This window comes from Pseudomonas sp. NPDC087814 (assembly GCF_044742865.1).
Classification (GTDB): Bacteria; Pseudomonadota; Gammaproteobacteria; order Pseudomonadales; family Pseudomonadaceae; genus Aquipseudomonas.
Genome location: NZ_JBIUVK010000001.1, coordinates 171,686 through 188,080, shown reverse-complemented (window position 1 = coordinate 188,080; position 16,395 = coordinate 171,686). Strand labels below are relative to the sequence as shown.

The 16,395-nt window shown below is 63.2% G+C and carries 9 protein-coding genes; all 9 read right to left on the bottom strand.

Annotated elements, in window-relative coordinates:
• Positions 1–65 precede the first annotated feature (65 nt).
• On the bottom strand, positions 66–2,159 hold the full coding sequence (locus ACIOMR_RS00910) for a bifunctional diguanylate cyclase/phosphodiesterase (RefSeq protein WP_003207505.1): 2,094 nt from the start codon (positions 2,157–2,159) through the stop codon (positions 66–68).
• 274 nt (positions 2,160–2,433) lie between these two features.
• The gene (locus ACIOMR_RS00905; RefSeq protein WP_003207503.1) at positions 2,434–3,912 is read right to left on the bottom strand and encodes an efflux transporter outer membrane subunit; all 1,479 of its coding nucleotides are present in this window, start codon (positions 3,910–3,912) and stop codon (positions 2,434–2,436) included.
• The gene (locus tag ACIOMR_RS00900; protein WP_102605669.1) at positions 3,909–7,016 is read right to left on the bottom strand and encodes an efflux RND transporter permease subunit; all 3,108 of its coding nucleotides are present in this window, start codon (positions 7,014–7,016) and stop codon (positions 3,909–3,911) included. The genes ACIOMR_RS00905 and ACIOMR_RS00900 overlap by 4 nt, the downstream gene beginning before the upstream one ends.
• Entirely contained in the window at positions 7,013–10,114 is a 3,102-nt protein-coding gene (locus tag ACIOMR_RS00895) for an MdtB/MuxB family multidrug efflux RND transporter permease subunit (RefSeq protein WP_087692387.1), read from the bottom strand. The genes ACIOMR_RS00900 and ACIOMR_RS00895 overlap by 4 nt, the downstream gene beginning before the upstream one ends.
• Positions 10,111–11,421, bottom strand: coding sequence for an MdtA/MuxA family multidrug efflux RND transporter periplasmic adaptor subunit (locus ACIOMR_RS00890; protein ID WP_178911521.1), 1,311 nt, complete (start codon positions 11,419–11,421; stop codon positions 10,111–10,113). Before ACIOMR_RS00890 ends, ACIOMR_RS00895 begins: the two co-directional genes overlap by 4 nt.
• A gap of 230 nt (positions 11,422–11,651) precedes the next feature.
• Positions 11,652–12,152, bottom strand: a complete 501-nt coding sequence (gene tpx / locus ACIOMR_RS00885; protein WP_003207496.1) for a thiol peroxidase — start codon at positions 12,150–12,152, stop codon at positions 11,652–11,654.
• A 108-nt stretch (positions 12,153–12,260) separates the two neighbouring features.
• Positions 12,261–14,975, bottom strand: coding sequence for a cystathionine beta-lyase (metC, locus tag ACIOMR_RS00880; RefSeq protein ID WP_401191680.1), 2,715 nt, complete (start codon positions 14,973–14,975; stop codon positions 12,261–12,263).
• Positions 14,976–15,000: 25 nt separating this feature from the next.
• Entirely contained in the window at positions 15,001–15,648 is a 648-nt protein-coding gene (locus ACIOMR_RS00875; protein WP_177122924.1) for a glutathione S-transferase family protein, read from the bottom strand.
• Positions 15,649–15,783: 135 nt separating this feature from the next.
• Entirely contained in the window at positions 15,784–16,380 is a 597-nt protein-coding gene (locus ACIOMR_RS00870) for a cysteine dioxygenase (protein WP_008435185.1), read from the bottom strand.
• Between the last annotated feature and the right edge of the window lie 15 nt (positions 16,381–16,395).

Here is a 16,395-nt window from a genome sequence, read left to right as displayed (position 1 = left end):
GTCTCCTGGTTCAACGTGAGCTGATGGATCCAATACTACCTGCGCCCTGCAGGTTTTGCATGGGCTCACATCACCGAATGCACACTCACCACCTGCTCGGCGCGCTGGATGTCGGCCATGAAACCCTCGGCCGGCAACGGATGCCCCAGCAAATACCCCTGAAGCGAATCGCAGCCCAGCCGGGTGAGGAAGCTCTGCTGTGAGTCTGTCTCTACACCCTCGGCCACAATACGCAGGCCCAGGGCCTGACCGAGGGCAACGATGGCCGAGACGATGGCGGCGTCGTCGCTGTCGTGCTCCAGGTCACGCACAAATCCCCGGTCGATCTTCAGCTCATTGGCCGGCAGGCGCTTGAGGTACATCAGGCTCGAATAGCCGGTACCGAAGTCGTCGATGGACAGGTCGACGCCCATGTCCGAAAGCTTTTGCAACACCGTCATGCTCGCGTCGGCATCGCTCATGGCGGTGGTTTCGGTGATTTCCAGGGTCAGGCTGTTGGCTGGCAAGCGGTGGCGTTCCAGGGCAGCGGCGACACTCTTGACCAGTCCGGCGTGGCAGAACTGCAACGCCGACAGGTTCACGGCAATGCGCCAGTCGTGATAGCCCTGGGCATACCACACCTGCATCTGGCGGCAGGCTTCGTTGAGTACCCATTCGCCGATGGGGATGATCAGCCCGGTCTTTTCCGCCAGCTCGATAAACTTGTCCGGCAACAACAGGCCTTGTTGCGGGTGTTCCCAGCGCAGCAGCGCCTCGGCACCGACCGGGCGGCCGCTGATGGCGTCGAACTTGGGCTGGTAATAAAGCCGGAACTGCTCGTGCTCCACGGCATTGCGCAAGTCCTGCAGCAGTTGCAGTTGCTTGCGCGCATTGGTGTTCATCGACACGTCGAAAAAGCTGTAGCCGTTCTTGCCCATGCCCTTGGCGTGATACATCGCCGCGTCGGCGTTCATCAGCAGTTCCTGGGGCGTGGCGCCGTTGCCGGGGAACAGTGCGATGCCGATGCTGGCGGAGATTTTCAGCTCATGCTCGGCGACGTGGAAGGCCTGGTTGATCATGCCCACCTGGCGCTCGGCCAGGCGCAACGCATCGTCGGGCTGGCCCAATTGCACCAGCAATACAAACTCGTCACCGCCGATGCGGGCCAGGGTGTCCTGGCTGCGCAAGTCTTCGCGCAGGCGCAGGCCGACTTGCTGCAACAGCTGGTCGCCCATGTGGTGACCAAAAGCGTCATTCACCGGCTTGAAGCCGTCCAGGTCGATAAACATCAGCGCGAAGCAGCCGCCCTCTTCGTTCACCCGCTGTATCGCCTGCTGGATCCGGTCGGCGAGCAGGGTGCGATTGGGCAAGCCGGTGAGCATGTCGTGCAGGGCCAGGTGGGTGAGTTCCTGGTTGGCCTGGGTCAGGGAGTCGGCCAACACCGCGGTGCGGGCTTCCAGGCGGGCATCGGCCAGGGAGGTCAGCAGCGCGATGATCAACACTGCCAGGGTGGTAACCAGCACCAGGTTATCCAGGCCCTTGCCACTCAAGCCGTCCAGGGCCGCGCCGCAGAAGCTGCCATCGGCGAAACGCGCGGCGGCCATGCCGGTGTAGTGCATGCCGACAATCGCCACGCCCATCACCATCGCCGCCCCGCCTCGGGCCAACCGCACATACGGCGTGTTGCGCCGCAGGTTGAAGGCAATCCACAACGCCGCCGCCGACGCACCCACGGCAATCAGCAACGAGGCGGTGAACAGCGTGGGGTCGTAGTCGATGCCGGGGGTCATGCGCATGGCGGCCATGCCGGTGTAGTGCATGGCGCTGATGCCGGCGCCCATGATCAATGCGCCAAATGCCAGTTGCCACGCCGGCAAACGCGGCTGGCTCACCAGCCACAAGGCAAAACCGCTGGACAGGATCGCGATCAACAACGACAGCGCCGTGATGCCGACGTCATAGCCGAGGCTGATGGGCAGGCGGAAGGCGAGCATGCCGATAAAGTGCATCGACCAGATGCCCACGCCCATCGCCAGCGCGCCGCCGCCCATCCACAGGTACACCGCGCGGCCCCTGGCAGTGGCGATGCGGCCGGTCAGGTCCAACGCCGTATAGGATGCGAGGATCGCGACGAACAGGGAAATCAGGACCAGGGCGGGGGAATAACTACCGGTGAGCATGGGACTTCTCGTGACCTATGGGCCGAACGGCATCCGTGCCGGGCTGAAAAGTCAGGGATTGTAGCGAGAATAAATCTTGTACACCTGAAATATTGTCGTATAGCCATCATTCAAAATTTGACGCCAATCCGCTGGCTCAAAAACACCGCAGAACCCTTGTGGGAGCGGGCTTGCTCGCGAAAGCGGCGGGTCAGTTGATACACAGTTGACTGCCCCACCGCTTTCGCGAGCAAGCCCGCTCCCACACAAGCCCGTACACCAGCCAGAGCGAGGTTTACTTCTTGTCGCTCAGCTGCATTTGGCCATCCCAGCCACCGCCCAGTGCAGCGATCAGTTGCACACTGGCAACCAGCCGGGTTTGCAGCAGGGTCAGCACCGTACGCTCGTTGCTCAGGGCGGTGGCTTGCACGGTGACCACATCGAGATAGGCGATCAACCCGGCCTTGTACTGGTTCTGGGTCAGGCGCAGGGATTCCCGGGCCGCTTCGAGGGCCTCGTTACTCACGACCGCCTCGTCTTCCAGGACCTTGAGCTGGACCATGTAGTTTTCCACCTCGCGGAAACCGTCGAGTACGGTCTGGCGGTACTTGGCCACGGTTTCATCGTAGGACGCCTCGGCGCGGTCAACTTCGGCCGAACGCTGGCCCCCGTCGAACAGGGTCATGGCAAGTTTCGGCCCCACCGACCAGAAGCGGTTCGGCAGGCTGATCCAGTCGGCGTAGGTGCTGCTGGAGTAGCCGCCGGCCAGGCTCAGGGTCAGGTCCGGGTAGTAGGCGGTCTTGGCCACGCCGATGTTGGCGTTGGCCGCGATCACCGAGCGCTCCGCCTGAGCGATATCCGGGCGGCGCTCCAGCAGTTGCGACGGCAGGCTCACCGGAATCTGCGGCAGCGCCGGAATGTCCTTGCTCACCGCCAGGTTGAAGTTGGCCGGCGGCACACCGATCAGCACGGCAATTGCGTTTTCCAGCTGCGCCCGCTGCCAGATCAGGTCGATCATGCTGGCCTGGGTGCTTTTCAGCTGGGTCTGGGCCTGGGCGATGGCGTCCTTGCCCGAGACACCGGCGCGGTATTGGTTCTGGGTCATCTGCAGGGAGCGCTGGTAGGTGTCCACCGTGGCTTGCAGCAAACGGGTCTGTTCGTCCATGACCCGCAGTTGCAGGTAATCCTGCACCAGTTCCGATTGCTGGCTCAGGCGCATCGCCGCAAGATCCGCCGCGCTGGCTTCGGCGCTGGCTTCATTGGCTTCCAGGCCCCGGCGCAGTTTGCCCCAGATATCGGCTTCCCAGCTCACGCCCAACTGGGTGTTGAGGGTGTCGCGAATACCGCTGCTGGAGCTGCTGAGGCTGGCGTTACTGCTGCCGGTACCCTGGCTGGCCCGGCTTTTCGAGGCACTCAGGTCAACCGTGGGGAAGAACGCCCCACGGGCACTGCGCACCTGCGAGGCGGCCTGGCGATAACGCGCCTCGGCCTGGGCCACGGTCTGGTTGGAGCTGTTGAGTTTTTCTACCAGCTCATTCAGTTGTTTGTCGCCGTACAGCTCCCACCAGGCGCCCCGGGCCAGCGAGTCGCTGGGCGCGGCCTGGCGCCAGCCCTGGGCCTCTTTGTACTGGGCAGGCTCGGTCAATTCGGGGCGTTTGTAGTCCGGGCCGACGGCGCAGGCGCTGAGCATCACGCCGCACAGGGCCAGGCTCAGCAGCTTTGAGCCGCGAGTCATCGCCAGACGTTGCACGGTGGGAAACGTTGAATCGGTCATAGCGCAGTGTCCAGGGCAGCATCGGTACGCACTCCGCGCCAACCGTTGAAACGGTGGCGCAGGCGGTCGAGATAAAGGTAAACCACAGGCGTGGTGTAGAGGGTCAGGATCTGGCTGAACACCAGCCCGCCGATAATCGTCAGGCCCAGGGGCTGGCGCATTTCCGCGCCTTCGGCCGTGCTGAGCAGCAGCGGCACGGCGCCAAGAATCGCCGCCAGCGTGGTCATCAGGATCGGGCGCAGCCGCACCAGGCAGGCGGCGCGGATCGATTCCAGCGGGCTCATGCCGTCCTTGCGTTCCAGTTGCAGCGCAAGGTCGATCATCAGGATCGCGTTTTTCTTCACCACCCCGATCAGCAGGAACAGCCCCAGCAGCGAGATCAGGCTGAACTCGCCCCCCAGCAGGTAAATCGAAAGCAAGGCGCCCACCCCCGCCGACGGCAAGGTCGACAGAATGGTCAGCGGGTGGATATAGCTCTCATACAGAATCCCCAATACCAGGTACACCGCTACCAGTGCACCGAGGATCATGAACGGCTGGCCTTTCTGGGTGGCGGCGAAGGCGTCGGCCGTACCGGCCATCTTCGCGATCACCTCTTCCGGCAGGCCGACCTTGGCAATCGCCCGCTCAATGGCGGCCGTGCCCTGCTCCACCGTGACGCCGGGCGACATATCAAAGGCAATGTTCTCCGAGGCGAACTGGCCTTCATGGCTGACCCGGTCGTCCGCCAGGCTGTTCTCATAGTGAGCGATGGCCGACAGCGGCACGCGCGCACCGGTGGACGTGATCACCTGCATCTGATTGAGGGTGATCGGGTCCTGGGCGTACTTCGGATTGACCTCCATCACCACCTGGTACTGGTTGAGGCTGTCGTAGATGGTGGAAATCTGCCGCTGGCTGTAGGCGTTGTTGAGCACGGCAGTGACCATGTCCATGTCAATGCCCAGGCGCTTGGCCTGGTCGCGGTCGACAATCAACGTCACCTGGGCCGCCCCACGTCCTTCACGGGCATCGATGGCGGTCAGCTCCGGCAGCTCACGCAACGCGGCAACCACTTTCGGGTACCACAGGCGCAAGGCCGCCAGGTCACCGCTTTGCAGGATGTAGGAATACTGCGAGGTGGTCTGGTCGCGGCCGCCGCCGAATTGCAGGTCCTGGTCAGCCATCAGCATCAGGCGCCCGCCGGGCACCAGTGGCACATTCTTGCGCATGCGCTCGATCACCGCCTGGGCAGAAATCTTGCGTTCGCTGATGGGCTTGAGCCGCACCAGCATCACCGCGTTGTTGGTGCCGCTGTTGCCGCCGATAAAGCCTGCCACGCTCAACACCGCCGGGTCCTGCAGGACCGCCTTGCGGAAGATTTCCATCTTCGGCTGCATCACACTGAATGACAGCCCGTCGTCGCCACGCACAAAGCCGATCAGTTGCCCGGTGTCCTGCTGGGGCATGAAGGTTTTCGGCACCACCACATACAGCGCGACGTTGACCCCGATGGTCACCAACAGGCTGAGCAGCGTCAGGCGCTTGTGGCGCAGCACCCAGTCCAGGCTGCGGGCGTAGCCTGCCACCATGCGGTCGTTGATCTTCTGGCTCCAGCGCTGCAAGCCTGTTTCCTGGCCTTTGACATGGGGCTTGAGCCAGCGGGCGCAGAGCATCGGGGTCAGGGTCAGCGACACCACCAGCGAAACGATGATCGCCGCTGCGAGGGTGATGGAAAACTCGCGGAACAGGCTGGTGACGATCCCGCCCATGAACAGGATCGAGAGGAACACCGCCACCAGCGAGACGTTCATCGACAGCAAGGTGAAGCCGACTTCCTGGGCTCCCAGATACGCCGCCCTCATCGGCGGCACACCCTCGTCGATGTGCCGGGAAATGTTCTCCAGCACCACGATGGCATCGTCCACCACCAGGCCGGTGGCGAGGATCAGCGCCATCAGCGACAGGTTGTTCAGGGAAAAGCCGAACAGGTACATCACTGCAAACGTACCCACCAGCGACACCGGCACCGCCAGGGTGGGAATCAGCGAGGCGCGGAAGTTGCCGAGGAACAGGTACACCACCAGGATCACCAGGGCCACGGCAATCAGCAGGGTCATCTCGGCTTCGTGCAAGGTGGCGGTGATCACCGGCGAACGGTCCATGGCCAGGTTCAGCTTGACGCTGGACGGCAACACCGCCTGCAAGGCCGGCAGTTGTGCCTTGATCTGCTTCACCGTCTCGATGATGTTGGCGCCGGACTGGCGGTTGATCACCAGCAGCACCGCCGAGTCATTGTTGAAGAAGCCGCTGTTGTAGCGGTCCTCGACGCCGTCGCTGATCTTCGCCACATCCCCCAGGCGCAAGGCCGCGCCATTCTGGTAGCGGATCAGCAGCGGTTCATAGTCCTTGGCCTTTTCCAGCTGGTCGTTGGCCTGGATCTGCCAGTTGCGCTGGCTGTCCTCCAGCGAACCCTTGGGCCGGCGCACGTTGGCATTGGCGATGGTATTACGCACATCGTCCAGGGCCACGCCGTACTGGTCGAGGGCCTTGGGTTCCAGTTCGATACGCACGGCGGGCAAGGAGCTGCCGCCGATCTGCACTTCACCCACGCCCGGCACCTGGGACAGGCTCTGGGACAGGATGGTCGAGGCCAGGTCGTACAGCTGGCCCTTGGGCAACACGTCCGAAGTCAGGGACAGCACCATGATGGGCGCCTGGGACGGGTTGATCTTCTTGTAGGTGGGCATGCTGCGCATGCCACTGGGCAGCAGGTTACGCGAGGCGTTGATCGCCGCTTGCACTTCCCGCGCCGCGCCGTTGATGTCGCGATTGGAGTCGAACGCCAGGATCACCCGGGTCGAACCCTGGCTCGACGAACTGCTCATGGTGGTAATGCCGGCAATCGCGCCGAAGGAGCGCTCCAGCGGCGTGGCCACCGTCGACGCCATCACCTCGGGGCTGGCCCCCGGCAAGCTGGCCGACACCACGATCACCGGGAAATCGATCTGCGGCAATGGCGACACCGGCAACAGGTTGAAGCTGACGCCGCCCAGCAGCATGATCGCCAGGCTCAGCAGCATGGTGGCTACCGGCCGGCGAATGAATGGTCCGGACAGGTTCATGACTCAACCGGCTCCAGGCGCACCGGCTCTTTGCGCCAGCGACGGCCGAGGCGGTCGAAATACAGGTAGATCACCGGGGTGGTAAACAGGGTCAACACCTGGCTCACCAGCAACCCGCCCACCATCACCAGGCCCAGCGGCTGGCGCAACTCGGCGCCGGAGCCGGTGGCGAGCATCAACGGCACGGCACCGAACAGCGCCGCCAGGGTGGTCATCAGGATCGGCCGGAAGCGCAACAGCGCCGCCTGGTAGATCGCGGTTTGCGGGTCCAGGCCCTGGTTGCGCTCAGCGTCGAGGGCAAAGTCGATCATCATGATCGCGTTCTTCTTCACGATGCCGATCAGCAGGATGATGCCGATGATCGCGATCATCCCCAGGTCGTTGCCACTGAGCAGCAAGGCCAGCAAGGCGCCCACCGCTGCCGACGGCAGGGTGGAGAGGATGGTGATCGGGTGGATGTAGCTCTCGTAGAGCACCCCGAGCACGATGTACATGGTCACCACCGCCGCCAGGATCAGCAGCAAGGTACTCGACAGCGAAGCCTCGAATGCCTGGGCCGCGCCCTGGAACTGGGTCTGCACGCCCACCGGCATGCCGATGTCTTTCTGGGTCTGGTTGATCAGGTCGACGCCCTTGCCCAGCGCCACGCCGGGGGCCAGGTTGAACGACATCATCACCGCCGGGAACTGACCGATATGCGCGATTGCCAACTGGGCCTGGCGCTGTTCCACATGGGCCAGGCTCGACAGCCGCACCTGGCCACCGTCGGTGGTTTTCACATGGATCTGGTTCAGGGCGTCCGGGCCGAGGGTTTCACCGGACTGGGCCTGCAATACCACGCGGTACTGGCTGGCCTGGGTGTAGATGGTGGATATCTGCCGCTGGCCGAACGCGTCGTACAGCGCGTCGGTGATGGTCGACACCGACACACCAAGGCGCGATGCGGCGTCACGGTCGATCACCAGGTACACCTGCAAGCCCTTGTCCTGCAGGTCGCTGGCGACGTCGGAGAGTTCCGGCAACTGGCTGAGGGCGTGTACCAGCTTTTCACTCCACAAGGCCAGCAGCTCGGCGTCCGGCGAGGACATGCTGAACTGGTACTGGGTACGGCTGACGCGGTCTTCGATGGTCAGGTCCTGCACCGGCTGCATGAACAGGCGAATCCCCACCAGCTTGTCCAACTGCGGCTGCAGGCGCGTGATGATCTGTGCCGCGCTCAGGTCCCGTTCGCCGTGGGGCTTGAGGTTGATCAGCAGGCGACCACTGTTGAGGGTGGCGTTATCACCGTCTACCCCGATATAGGACGACAGGCTCTCCACCGCCGGGTCTTCGAGGATGATCTTCGCCAGTTCCTGCTGGCGCTGGCTCATCGCCGCAAAGGAAATCGACTGTGGCGCTTCGGAAATGCCCTGGATCACACCGGTGTCCTGCACCGGGAAGAAGCCCTTGGGCACCACCATGTACAACACCACGGTCAGGCCCAGGGTGGCGATGGCCACCAGCAGGGTCAGCGGCTGATGCCTGAGCACCCACTGCAACTTGCGCCCGTAGGCCTCGATCAGCCAGTCGATCCAGGCGCCGCTGGCCTTGTAGAAACGGCCCTGCTCGTCCTCTTTCGGCTCACGCTTGAGCAACCGCGCGCACATCATCGGCGTCAGGGTCAGGGACACCACCAGGGAAATCAGGATCGCCACCGCCAGGGTGATCGCGAATTCACGGAACAGTCGCCCCACCACGTCCGCCATGAACAGCAGCGGGATCAATACCGCGATCAGCGACAGGGTCAGGGAAATCAGGGTGAAGCCGATCTGCTTGGCGCCCTTGAGCGCCGCATTGAGCGGTGTATCGCCTTCCTCGATGTAGCGGGAAATGTTCTCCAGCATCACGATGGCGTCGTCCACCACGAAACCGGTGGCGATGGTCAGCGCCATCAGCGTCAGGTTGTTGATGGAGAAACCGGCGAGGTACATCACGCCGAAGGTGCCCACCAGGGACAGCGGCACGGCGATGGACGGAATGATGGTCGCGCTGAAGCGGCGCAGGAACAGGAACGTCACCATCACCACCAGGGCAATGGCGATCAGCAATTCGTGTTGTACATCCTTGACCGAGGCCCGGATGGTCTGGGTACGGTCGGTAAGCACCGTCACGTCCAGGCCCGCCGGCAGGTTGTCGGTGATGCTTGGCAACAGCGCCTTGATCCGGTCCACCACCTCGATGACGTTGGCCCCGGGCTGGCGCTGGATGTTCAGCAGGACCGCCTGGTTTTCGTTGGCCCAGGCCGCGAGGCGTTCGTTCTCGGCGCCGTCGACGATCTGCGCCACATCCTTGAGCCGCAACGGCGCGCCGTTGTTGTAGGCGAGGATCAGTTCGGCGTATTCCTTGGGCGAGACCAACTGATCGTTGGCGTCGAGCATCGACACCCGCGTGGGGCCGTCAAAGTTACCCTTGGGCTGGTTGACGTTGGAGGCGGCGATCAGGGTGCGCACATCCGACAGGTTCAGGCCGTTGGCCGCCAGGGCCTCGGGGTTGACCTTGATCCGCACCGCCTGGCGCTGGCCGCCGGCGATGCTGACCATGCCGACGCCGCTGATCTGCGCGATCTTCTGCGCCATGCGCGTGTCGACCAGGTCATTGAGCTTGGGCAGCAACATGGTCTTGGAGGTGATGGCCAGGGTCAGCACCGGGGTATCCGCCGGGTTGACCTTGTTGTACACCGGCGGCGCCGGCAGGTCCTTGGGCAGCAGGTTGGTGGCGGCGTTGATCGCGGCCTGCACCTGTTGCTCGGCGACATCCATGTTGATGTCGAGGTTGAAACGCAGGGTCAGCACCGAGGCGCCGCCGGAGCTGGTGGACGCCATCTGGGTCAGGCCGGGCATCTGCCCGAACTGACGCTCAAGGGGCGCCGTGACCGCGCTGGTCATTACGTCCGGACTGGCACCGGGGTACAGGGTCATCACCCGGATGGTCGGGTAATCCACCTGGGGCAAGGCCGAAACCGGCAGCAGGCGATAAGCGATCACGCCAGCCAGGACAATGGCCAGCATGCTCAGGGTAGTGGCTACCGGGCGAAGGATGAACAGCCGCGAGAGGTTCATGCGCCGCCCTTTTGCGCCTTGGCGGCATCAGCCGGGCCTTGTTGCGTCTTGGCTGCCGGCTGGCCCTGGAGGTGTTCGGTCGGCGTGGTCGGCACTTCAGTGCTGTCGTTGACCACTTCAATGTCGCTGCCGTCCTTCAGGCGGTCGGTGCCTTCCAGCACCACACGGTCGCCGGCGGCCAGGCCTTGCTTGATCACGGTGTTGTCGCCGTCGGAATCACCGATCACCAGCGGACGCACCTTGACCTTCTTGTCGCCATCGAGCACGTAGACGAAGGTGCCGGTATTGCCGAACTGAATCGCCGCCGACGGCGCCAGCACCACGTTGTGCAGGGTGTCGGCCAGCAGGTGCACGTTCACGAACTGGTTCGGGAACAGCGCCTGGTCCTTGTTATCGAACCGCGCCTTGAATTTCAGGGTGCCGGTGGTGACGTCGATCTGGTTATCGAGGCTTTGCAGCACGCCCGTGGCTTTCACCGCGACATCGCCACGGTCCCAGGCTTCCACCGGCAGCTTGTTGCCGGCGTGATAACGCGCCAGCACGGTTTCCAGGGTGTTTTCCGGCAACGTGAAGACCACGCTGATGGGTTGGGTCTGGGTGATCACCGCCAGGAAGGTGGTGTCGTTGGCGGCGACGAGGTTGCCCACGTCCACCTGGCGCAGGCCGACACGCCCGGTGATCGGTGCGCGGATCTTGGTGAATTCGAGGTTGAGCTTGGCGTCATCCACTGCGCCCTGGTTGGTCTTGACCGTGCCCTGGTACTGCAACACCAGCGCTTCGGCGGTGTCCAGGGTCTGCTTGGCGATACTGTCCTGGGCATACAGGTCGCGATAACGCTGCACGTCGACCTGGGCGTTTTTCAGCTGGGCCTGGTTCTGCAGCAACGTGCCCTGGGCCTGGAGCAAGGCATTCTGGTAACTGCGCGGGTCGATTTCCGCCAGCAGGTCACCGGCCTTGACCATCTGCCCCTCTTCAAAGGCGATCTTGACCAGCTCTCCGCCAACCCGGCTGCGCACATTGATGGTGTTGAGTGCCGTCACCGTACCCAGCGCCTTGTAGTACACCGGGAATTCGCCCAGCACCGCCGGCGCCACACGCACCGGCACCGGGCCGGTAGAACCCCCAAAGCCCGGGCGCATCATCCCCGACTTGCCGGCATGCCCGGCGGGCTTCTTCTCGGCGCTGTCCTTGTGGCTGGTGCCAGGCCAGAACTTCCAGCACAGGCCGGCAATGACCAGCAGCACGAGCAGGCCGAACAGCCAGCGGCGGGAGTGACGAGGGGTGGATTGCATGGAGTGATCAACCATTGGGTGCGAGAGCTTCTTCTTCGGGAGGCTGAAAGATAAGCACTGGGGCGCGTTAAGAAAAGCGCCTTTACCGGCTATTTACCTTGGATTACAACTTTTAACTTCTGTGCTTAGTCCATTCGCTATCTGGCTAAGCATCTGAAGCACAAATAAAAACGGCCTGGACTAGGCCAGGCCGTAATACTGCATCACGCGTGTTACTGCAAAACGACAGTAATGCGTGGTAACAGTTACTTCAAAACAGCCAGGGCTGCCTCGTAGTTCGGCTCTTGGCCGATTTCGCTGACCAGTTCGCTGTGCAGCACGTTGTCGTTCTCGTCCAGTACCACGACGGCACGGGCGGTCAGGCCTTTGAGCGGGCCATCAGCAATCGCAACACCGTAGTCGACAGCAAAGGCTGCCTCACGGAAGTCCGACAGGTTCTTCACGTTTTCCAGGCCTTCGGCACCGCAGAAACGCGCCTGGGCAAATGGCAGGTCGGTGGAAATGCACAACACTACGGTGTTGTTCACGTCGTTGACCTGAGCGTTGAACTTGCGAACCGAAGTGGCGCAGGTCGGGGTATCAACGCTTGGGAAAATGTTCAGCACTTTGCGCTTGCCGGCGAAAGTCGCCAGGGTCGCGTCAGACAGGTCGCCGGCAGTCAGGGTGAAGTCTGGCGCCTTGGCGCCGACTTTCGGCAAATCGCCTTCGACCTGGACAGGGTTGCCTCGGAGGGTAACTTGAGCCATGAACGGAATCCTTCTAGTGGTGGTAGTGAAACGAATTTCAGGTGCCGAAGTTAAACACAAAGTTCGATGGGCACCTATGGGCGGACGCAAATTGTCATGGTGCAAGGCTCAACGCCCCGCCGCCACGAACCCGCGCTGCAGGTCCTCGATCAACGCCTCCACATCCTCCAGCCCCACATGCAGGCGCACCACCGGGTTCAATCCACGGTCGGCGGCGTTCTGGCGATCCTGTGTATCGGCCAGGGTCACCAGGCTTTCAAAGCCGCCCCAGGATGCGCCCAGGCCAAACAGCTGCAGGCCGTCGATAAACCGTTCGACGTAGCCGGCATCCGCGCGGTCGAGTTCGAAGGACAGCAAACCGTTGCTCCCGCTGAAGTCACGCTTCCACAGCGCGTGGCCAGGATGCTCCGCCAGTGCCGGATGAAACACCCGCTTGGCCTGCGGCTGCGCCTGCAACCACTGGGCAATCTTCAACGCCTGGCGCTCGTGCACGTCCAGCCGAGAGGCCAGGGTGCGTGCGCCACGCAGGATCAGGTAGGCATCGTCGGCACTCACCGCATTGCCAAAGGTATCGCTCATTTTCGCCAGGGCCGGCCATGCCGCTTCGGTGGTGCAGACGCTGCCCATCACCACGTCACTGTGGCCGCCAAGGTACTTGGTCAAGGCCATGATCGAGATGTCGGCACCCAGCGCCAGCGGTCGGTACAGGTACGCCGAGCCCCAGGTGTTGTCCACCGCCAACAGAATGCCCCGCGGCTTGCACAGTGCGGCTAGCGCGGGCAGGTCACACAGCTCATACAGCAGCGAACCCGGCACTTCGGCGTAGACCATTTTGGTGTTGGCCTGCAGTTGCGCTTCCAGGCCGCTGCCGTCCGGGGCGAAATAGCTGACTTCGATGCCGAATGGCTGGAGGAACTCCCGGGCCAGTTTGCGCACCGGCGAATAGACGGCGTCGGTGATCAACACATGGTCGCTGGGCCGCAGGTAGGCCAGGAACGTCTGCGCCGCGGCGGCGAGCCCGGTGCCATACAGCCGTGTGCGATAGCCACCCTCAAGTTCGGTGACCAGGTCTTCAAGGGCAAAAGCAGTGGGATTGCCGCGTGCGCCGTAACTCAGGACCCGCTCACTGTCGCGTCGGGAGCGGGCGTCACGCATCTGGGCCAGGTTGTCGAACAGCACGGTACTCAGGCGGGTGATCGGTACGTTCACCGCCCGACCACCATTGCCGCCTTCGGTACGCGCCGCGTGAATCAGCCGGGTACGCACCCGTGACGCGGGCAACAACGGCTTGAGACTGGCGATTTCCGCTTCGCTCATCTGTGCCAACAGGCCAATTTCCCAGGCGAGATATTGGCGGGCAGCGTCCTTGTTGCCGCTGTGACGGTCGTGGGTGAAGAACAGGAAGTCGATGCACTGGTTGTCCGGAGGCGTTTGCGCATCCTCGATCACCGGCAAACCGGCCGCAACCCACGCGGCATAGCCGCCGTCGAGCAAACGCACATCGCCGCCCAAGCCCAACGCAGCAAAAGCGGCCAGTGCCGGATCATCAGCCAGCAGCACCAGTGGACGCCCACCAGTGGTCAACCGCGAACGAATCGACCAGCGCGAACCGACAATCCGGCCCTTGCGATGGATCATGCTCGGGCGCAGGTCCACCAGGTCCACAGTGTCGTCCTTCAGCGCATCGGCCAGCGCCTGCACCGAGATCAGCGGCAGCGCGTCAAAGGGCACGGCCTTCTTGACCTCCAGCGCCAATCCACTGTGGACGCCACCCTCCAGCACATACGCCTCATGCCCCAACTGCCGCAGCCAACTGGCGACAATCGGCGCACGCACACCATCACTGTCCAACAGCACCACCCGCGCCTGACGCACGCCGATGTACAGGTCAGTGGACTGGATCAACTGCCCGCCCGGCGTGTGTTGCGCCCCCGGCAAACTGCCGGCGGCAAATTCTTCAGCGGTACGCACATCGCACAGGAACAGGCTACGGGCCGGGTCCGCCGCCCATTGCCGGACCTGCTCCGCCTTGACACTGACCACCCCTGTCCGCTCCGCCAACTGCCGGGCAGCCTCGCGCTGCCGGCCCAGATCCGTCGAGACCTGGTCGGCATAACGCCGGGTGCTGCCGTGCTCCAGCTTGAAATCCGCCAGGTACCAACCCTGGGTACCGTTTTCCAGGGCATAAACCGGGTTCTTCACCCCGAGGTTGATCAACGTCTGGGCGCCGATAATGCTGCGGGTACGCCCGGCGCAGTTGACCACGATCGGCGTGGTTTCATCCGGCACCAGGTCGTGCACGCGGTAACCCAGCTCACCATTGGGGCAGCAGATCGAACCGGGAATGGTCATCTTGCGGTATTCATCGAACGGCCGACCGTCCAGCACCACCAGCGGCTCGCCCGTGGCCTGCCAGTCCGCCAGTTGCTGCGCGGTGACGTGGGGTGTGTGGCTGGCCTCTTCCACCAATTCGCCAAAGGCTTTCGACGGCACATGCACCCCGGCGAACAACTGCAAGCCCGCCGCCTGCCAAGCGTTCGCACCACCTTCCAGTACATGCACATGGCGGTAGCCCAGCGCTTGCAAACGCAGTGCCGTGCGCGCAGCCACATCGCCGCCGTCCTGGTCGTAGATCACCAGGCGCACCCGGGGATTCGGTGCCAGGCGCTGCACCTCCAGTTCCAGGCGGCTATAGGGCAGGTTCACCCCGTGAAACAGGTGGGCCTCGCCGTATTGGCCGTGCTCGCGTACGTCGAACAGGGCGATTTCCTGGCCGTCAAACAGCCATTGTTGCAATTGCCCGGGTGTGATGGTCTGGCTCATGGAAGTCCCGCAAAAAATAGATGGGTTACTGCAAGGCCAGCGAACGCTCGCCGGCGGCCACTTCACGGCCCTTGGCATAGGCCCGCTGGACTGCCGGGCGCGCCTTGATGCGCAGACGCCAGGCCTGGATGTTCGGGTAGTCCGCCAGGTCCTGGCCTTGGCGCAGGGGCTGGATCCACGGGAAAATCGCCATGTCGGCCACCGAATATTCGCCCGCCACATACGGCACCTCGGCCAGGCGCTGCTCCAGCACCCGATACAGGCGCGTGGCTTCGGCGTTCAGCAGGCCCAGGGCAAAGGGAATCGGTTCCGGGGCCTTCTCCTTGAACAGCTGCAACTGGCTCAGGTACGGGGTGATATGCCCTACCTGCCAGAACAGCCATTCCTGGACCTTCTGGCGCTCGGCGGTACCGGCGGGCGGCAGGAAGCGCCCGGCCTGGTCGGCCAGGTAGTTCAGGATCGCCCCGGACTCGAACAGGCTCAGGGGTGCTTCAAGGCGGTGGTCGACAATCGCCGGAATCCGCCCATTCGCACTGATGCGCTGGAAGCTTTCCTGCTTCTGCGCGCCTTCGCGGATGTTGACCGGAATCAGGCGGTACTCCGCCTCCAGCTCTTCCAGCAGGATGCCGACTTTCAGGCCGTTGCCCGTAGGCCAGTAATACAGATCAATCATAAAAAACCCTGGATGAACGCTGATCCAATTGTGGGAGCGGGCTTGCTCGCGAATGGGGTGTGTCAGCCAATGAATGCGTTTCTGACCCACCGCATTCGCGAGCAAGCCCGCTCCCACAGTTGATGTGTGTTGTGCTCAGGAATAGGCCCGGATTGAAGGCGCCATCTGCGAGGCGTTGTAGTTGAGGATCCGGCCGTCTGCTTCAACGCCGTAACGGCCATTGAGGGATTCCAGCGGCAAGCCGTACAGGTGGAAATGCAAGGTCGCCTGCTCACCCTCAACGCGAATCCCGTGCAGGTCTTCACCGAGGAACGAGATAGAGGTGCCCGGCTGCACGACGACTTCTTTCTCAAGGGTCAGGGTGGTGAAGCCTTCCTCACGCCCTTCATCGTTGCGGCCATACACGTAGTTGATTTCCTGGCCTTCAACGGCACTGATGATCGCCCAGGTTTCGTGGTTGTGCGGGAGGGTGCTTTTGCCCGGCAGCAACGAGTTCAGGTACAGGGTGGGCGTGTCGCCGTCGTCGTTCAGGCGATAGCGGAACGCGGTACTGCCCTGCCCCGGCACCGGCGCGGGGAATTCGCTGAAGTTGAACAGGTCCCGGCGCTCGGCCAGGGTTTCCAGCAGCCCGACGATTTCCACCAGGGCCGCGCGGTCTACGCCACGCTGGTTGATGACGCGGATCTGCTGCAGGAAGTCTTCGATAACGGCGGCACGGTTTGCGGTACTCATGACGAGGTTCCTCTT

Excerpts from the sequence above, each read along its gene's own strand:
- ACIOMR_RS00910 (WP_003207505.1), bottom strand. The coding sequence starts at position 2,159 with ATGCTCACCGGTAGTTATTCCCCCGCCCTGGTCCTGATTTCCCTGTTC.
- ACIOMR_RS00905 (WP_003207503.1), bottom strand. The coding sequence starts at position 3,912 with ATGACCGATTCAACGTTTCCCACCGTGCAACGTCTGGCGATGACTCGC.
- ACIOMR_RS00900 (WP_102605669.1), bottom strand. The coding sequence starts at position 7,016 with ATGAACCTGTCCGGACCATTCATTCGCCGGCCGGTAGCCACCATGCTG.
- ACIOMR_RS00895 (WP_087692387.1), bottom strand. The coding sequence starts at position 10,114 with ATGAACCTCTCGCGGCTGTTCATCCTTCGCCCGGTAGCCACTACCCTG.
- ACIOMR_RS00890 (WP_178911521.1), bottom strand. The coding sequence starts at position 11,421 with ATGGTTGATCACTCCATGCAATCCACCCCTCGTCACTCCCGCCGCTGG.
- tpx (WP_003207496.1), bottom strand. The coding sequence starts at position 12,152 with ATGGCTCAAGTTACCCTCCGAGGCAACCCTGTCCAGGTCGAAGGCGAT.
- metC (WP_401191680.1), bottom strand. The coding sequence starts at position 14,975 with ATGAGCCAGACCATCACACCCGGGCAATTGCAACAATGGCTGTTTGAC.
- ACIOMR_RS00875 (WP_177122924.1), bottom strand. The coding sequence starts at position 15,648 with ATGATTGATCTGTATTACTGGCCTACGGGCAACGGCCTGAAAGTCGGC.
- ACIOMR_RS00870 (WP_008435185.1), bottom strand. The coding sequence starts at position 16,380 with ATGAGTACCGCAAACCGTGCCGCCGTTATCGAAGACTTCCTGCAGCAG.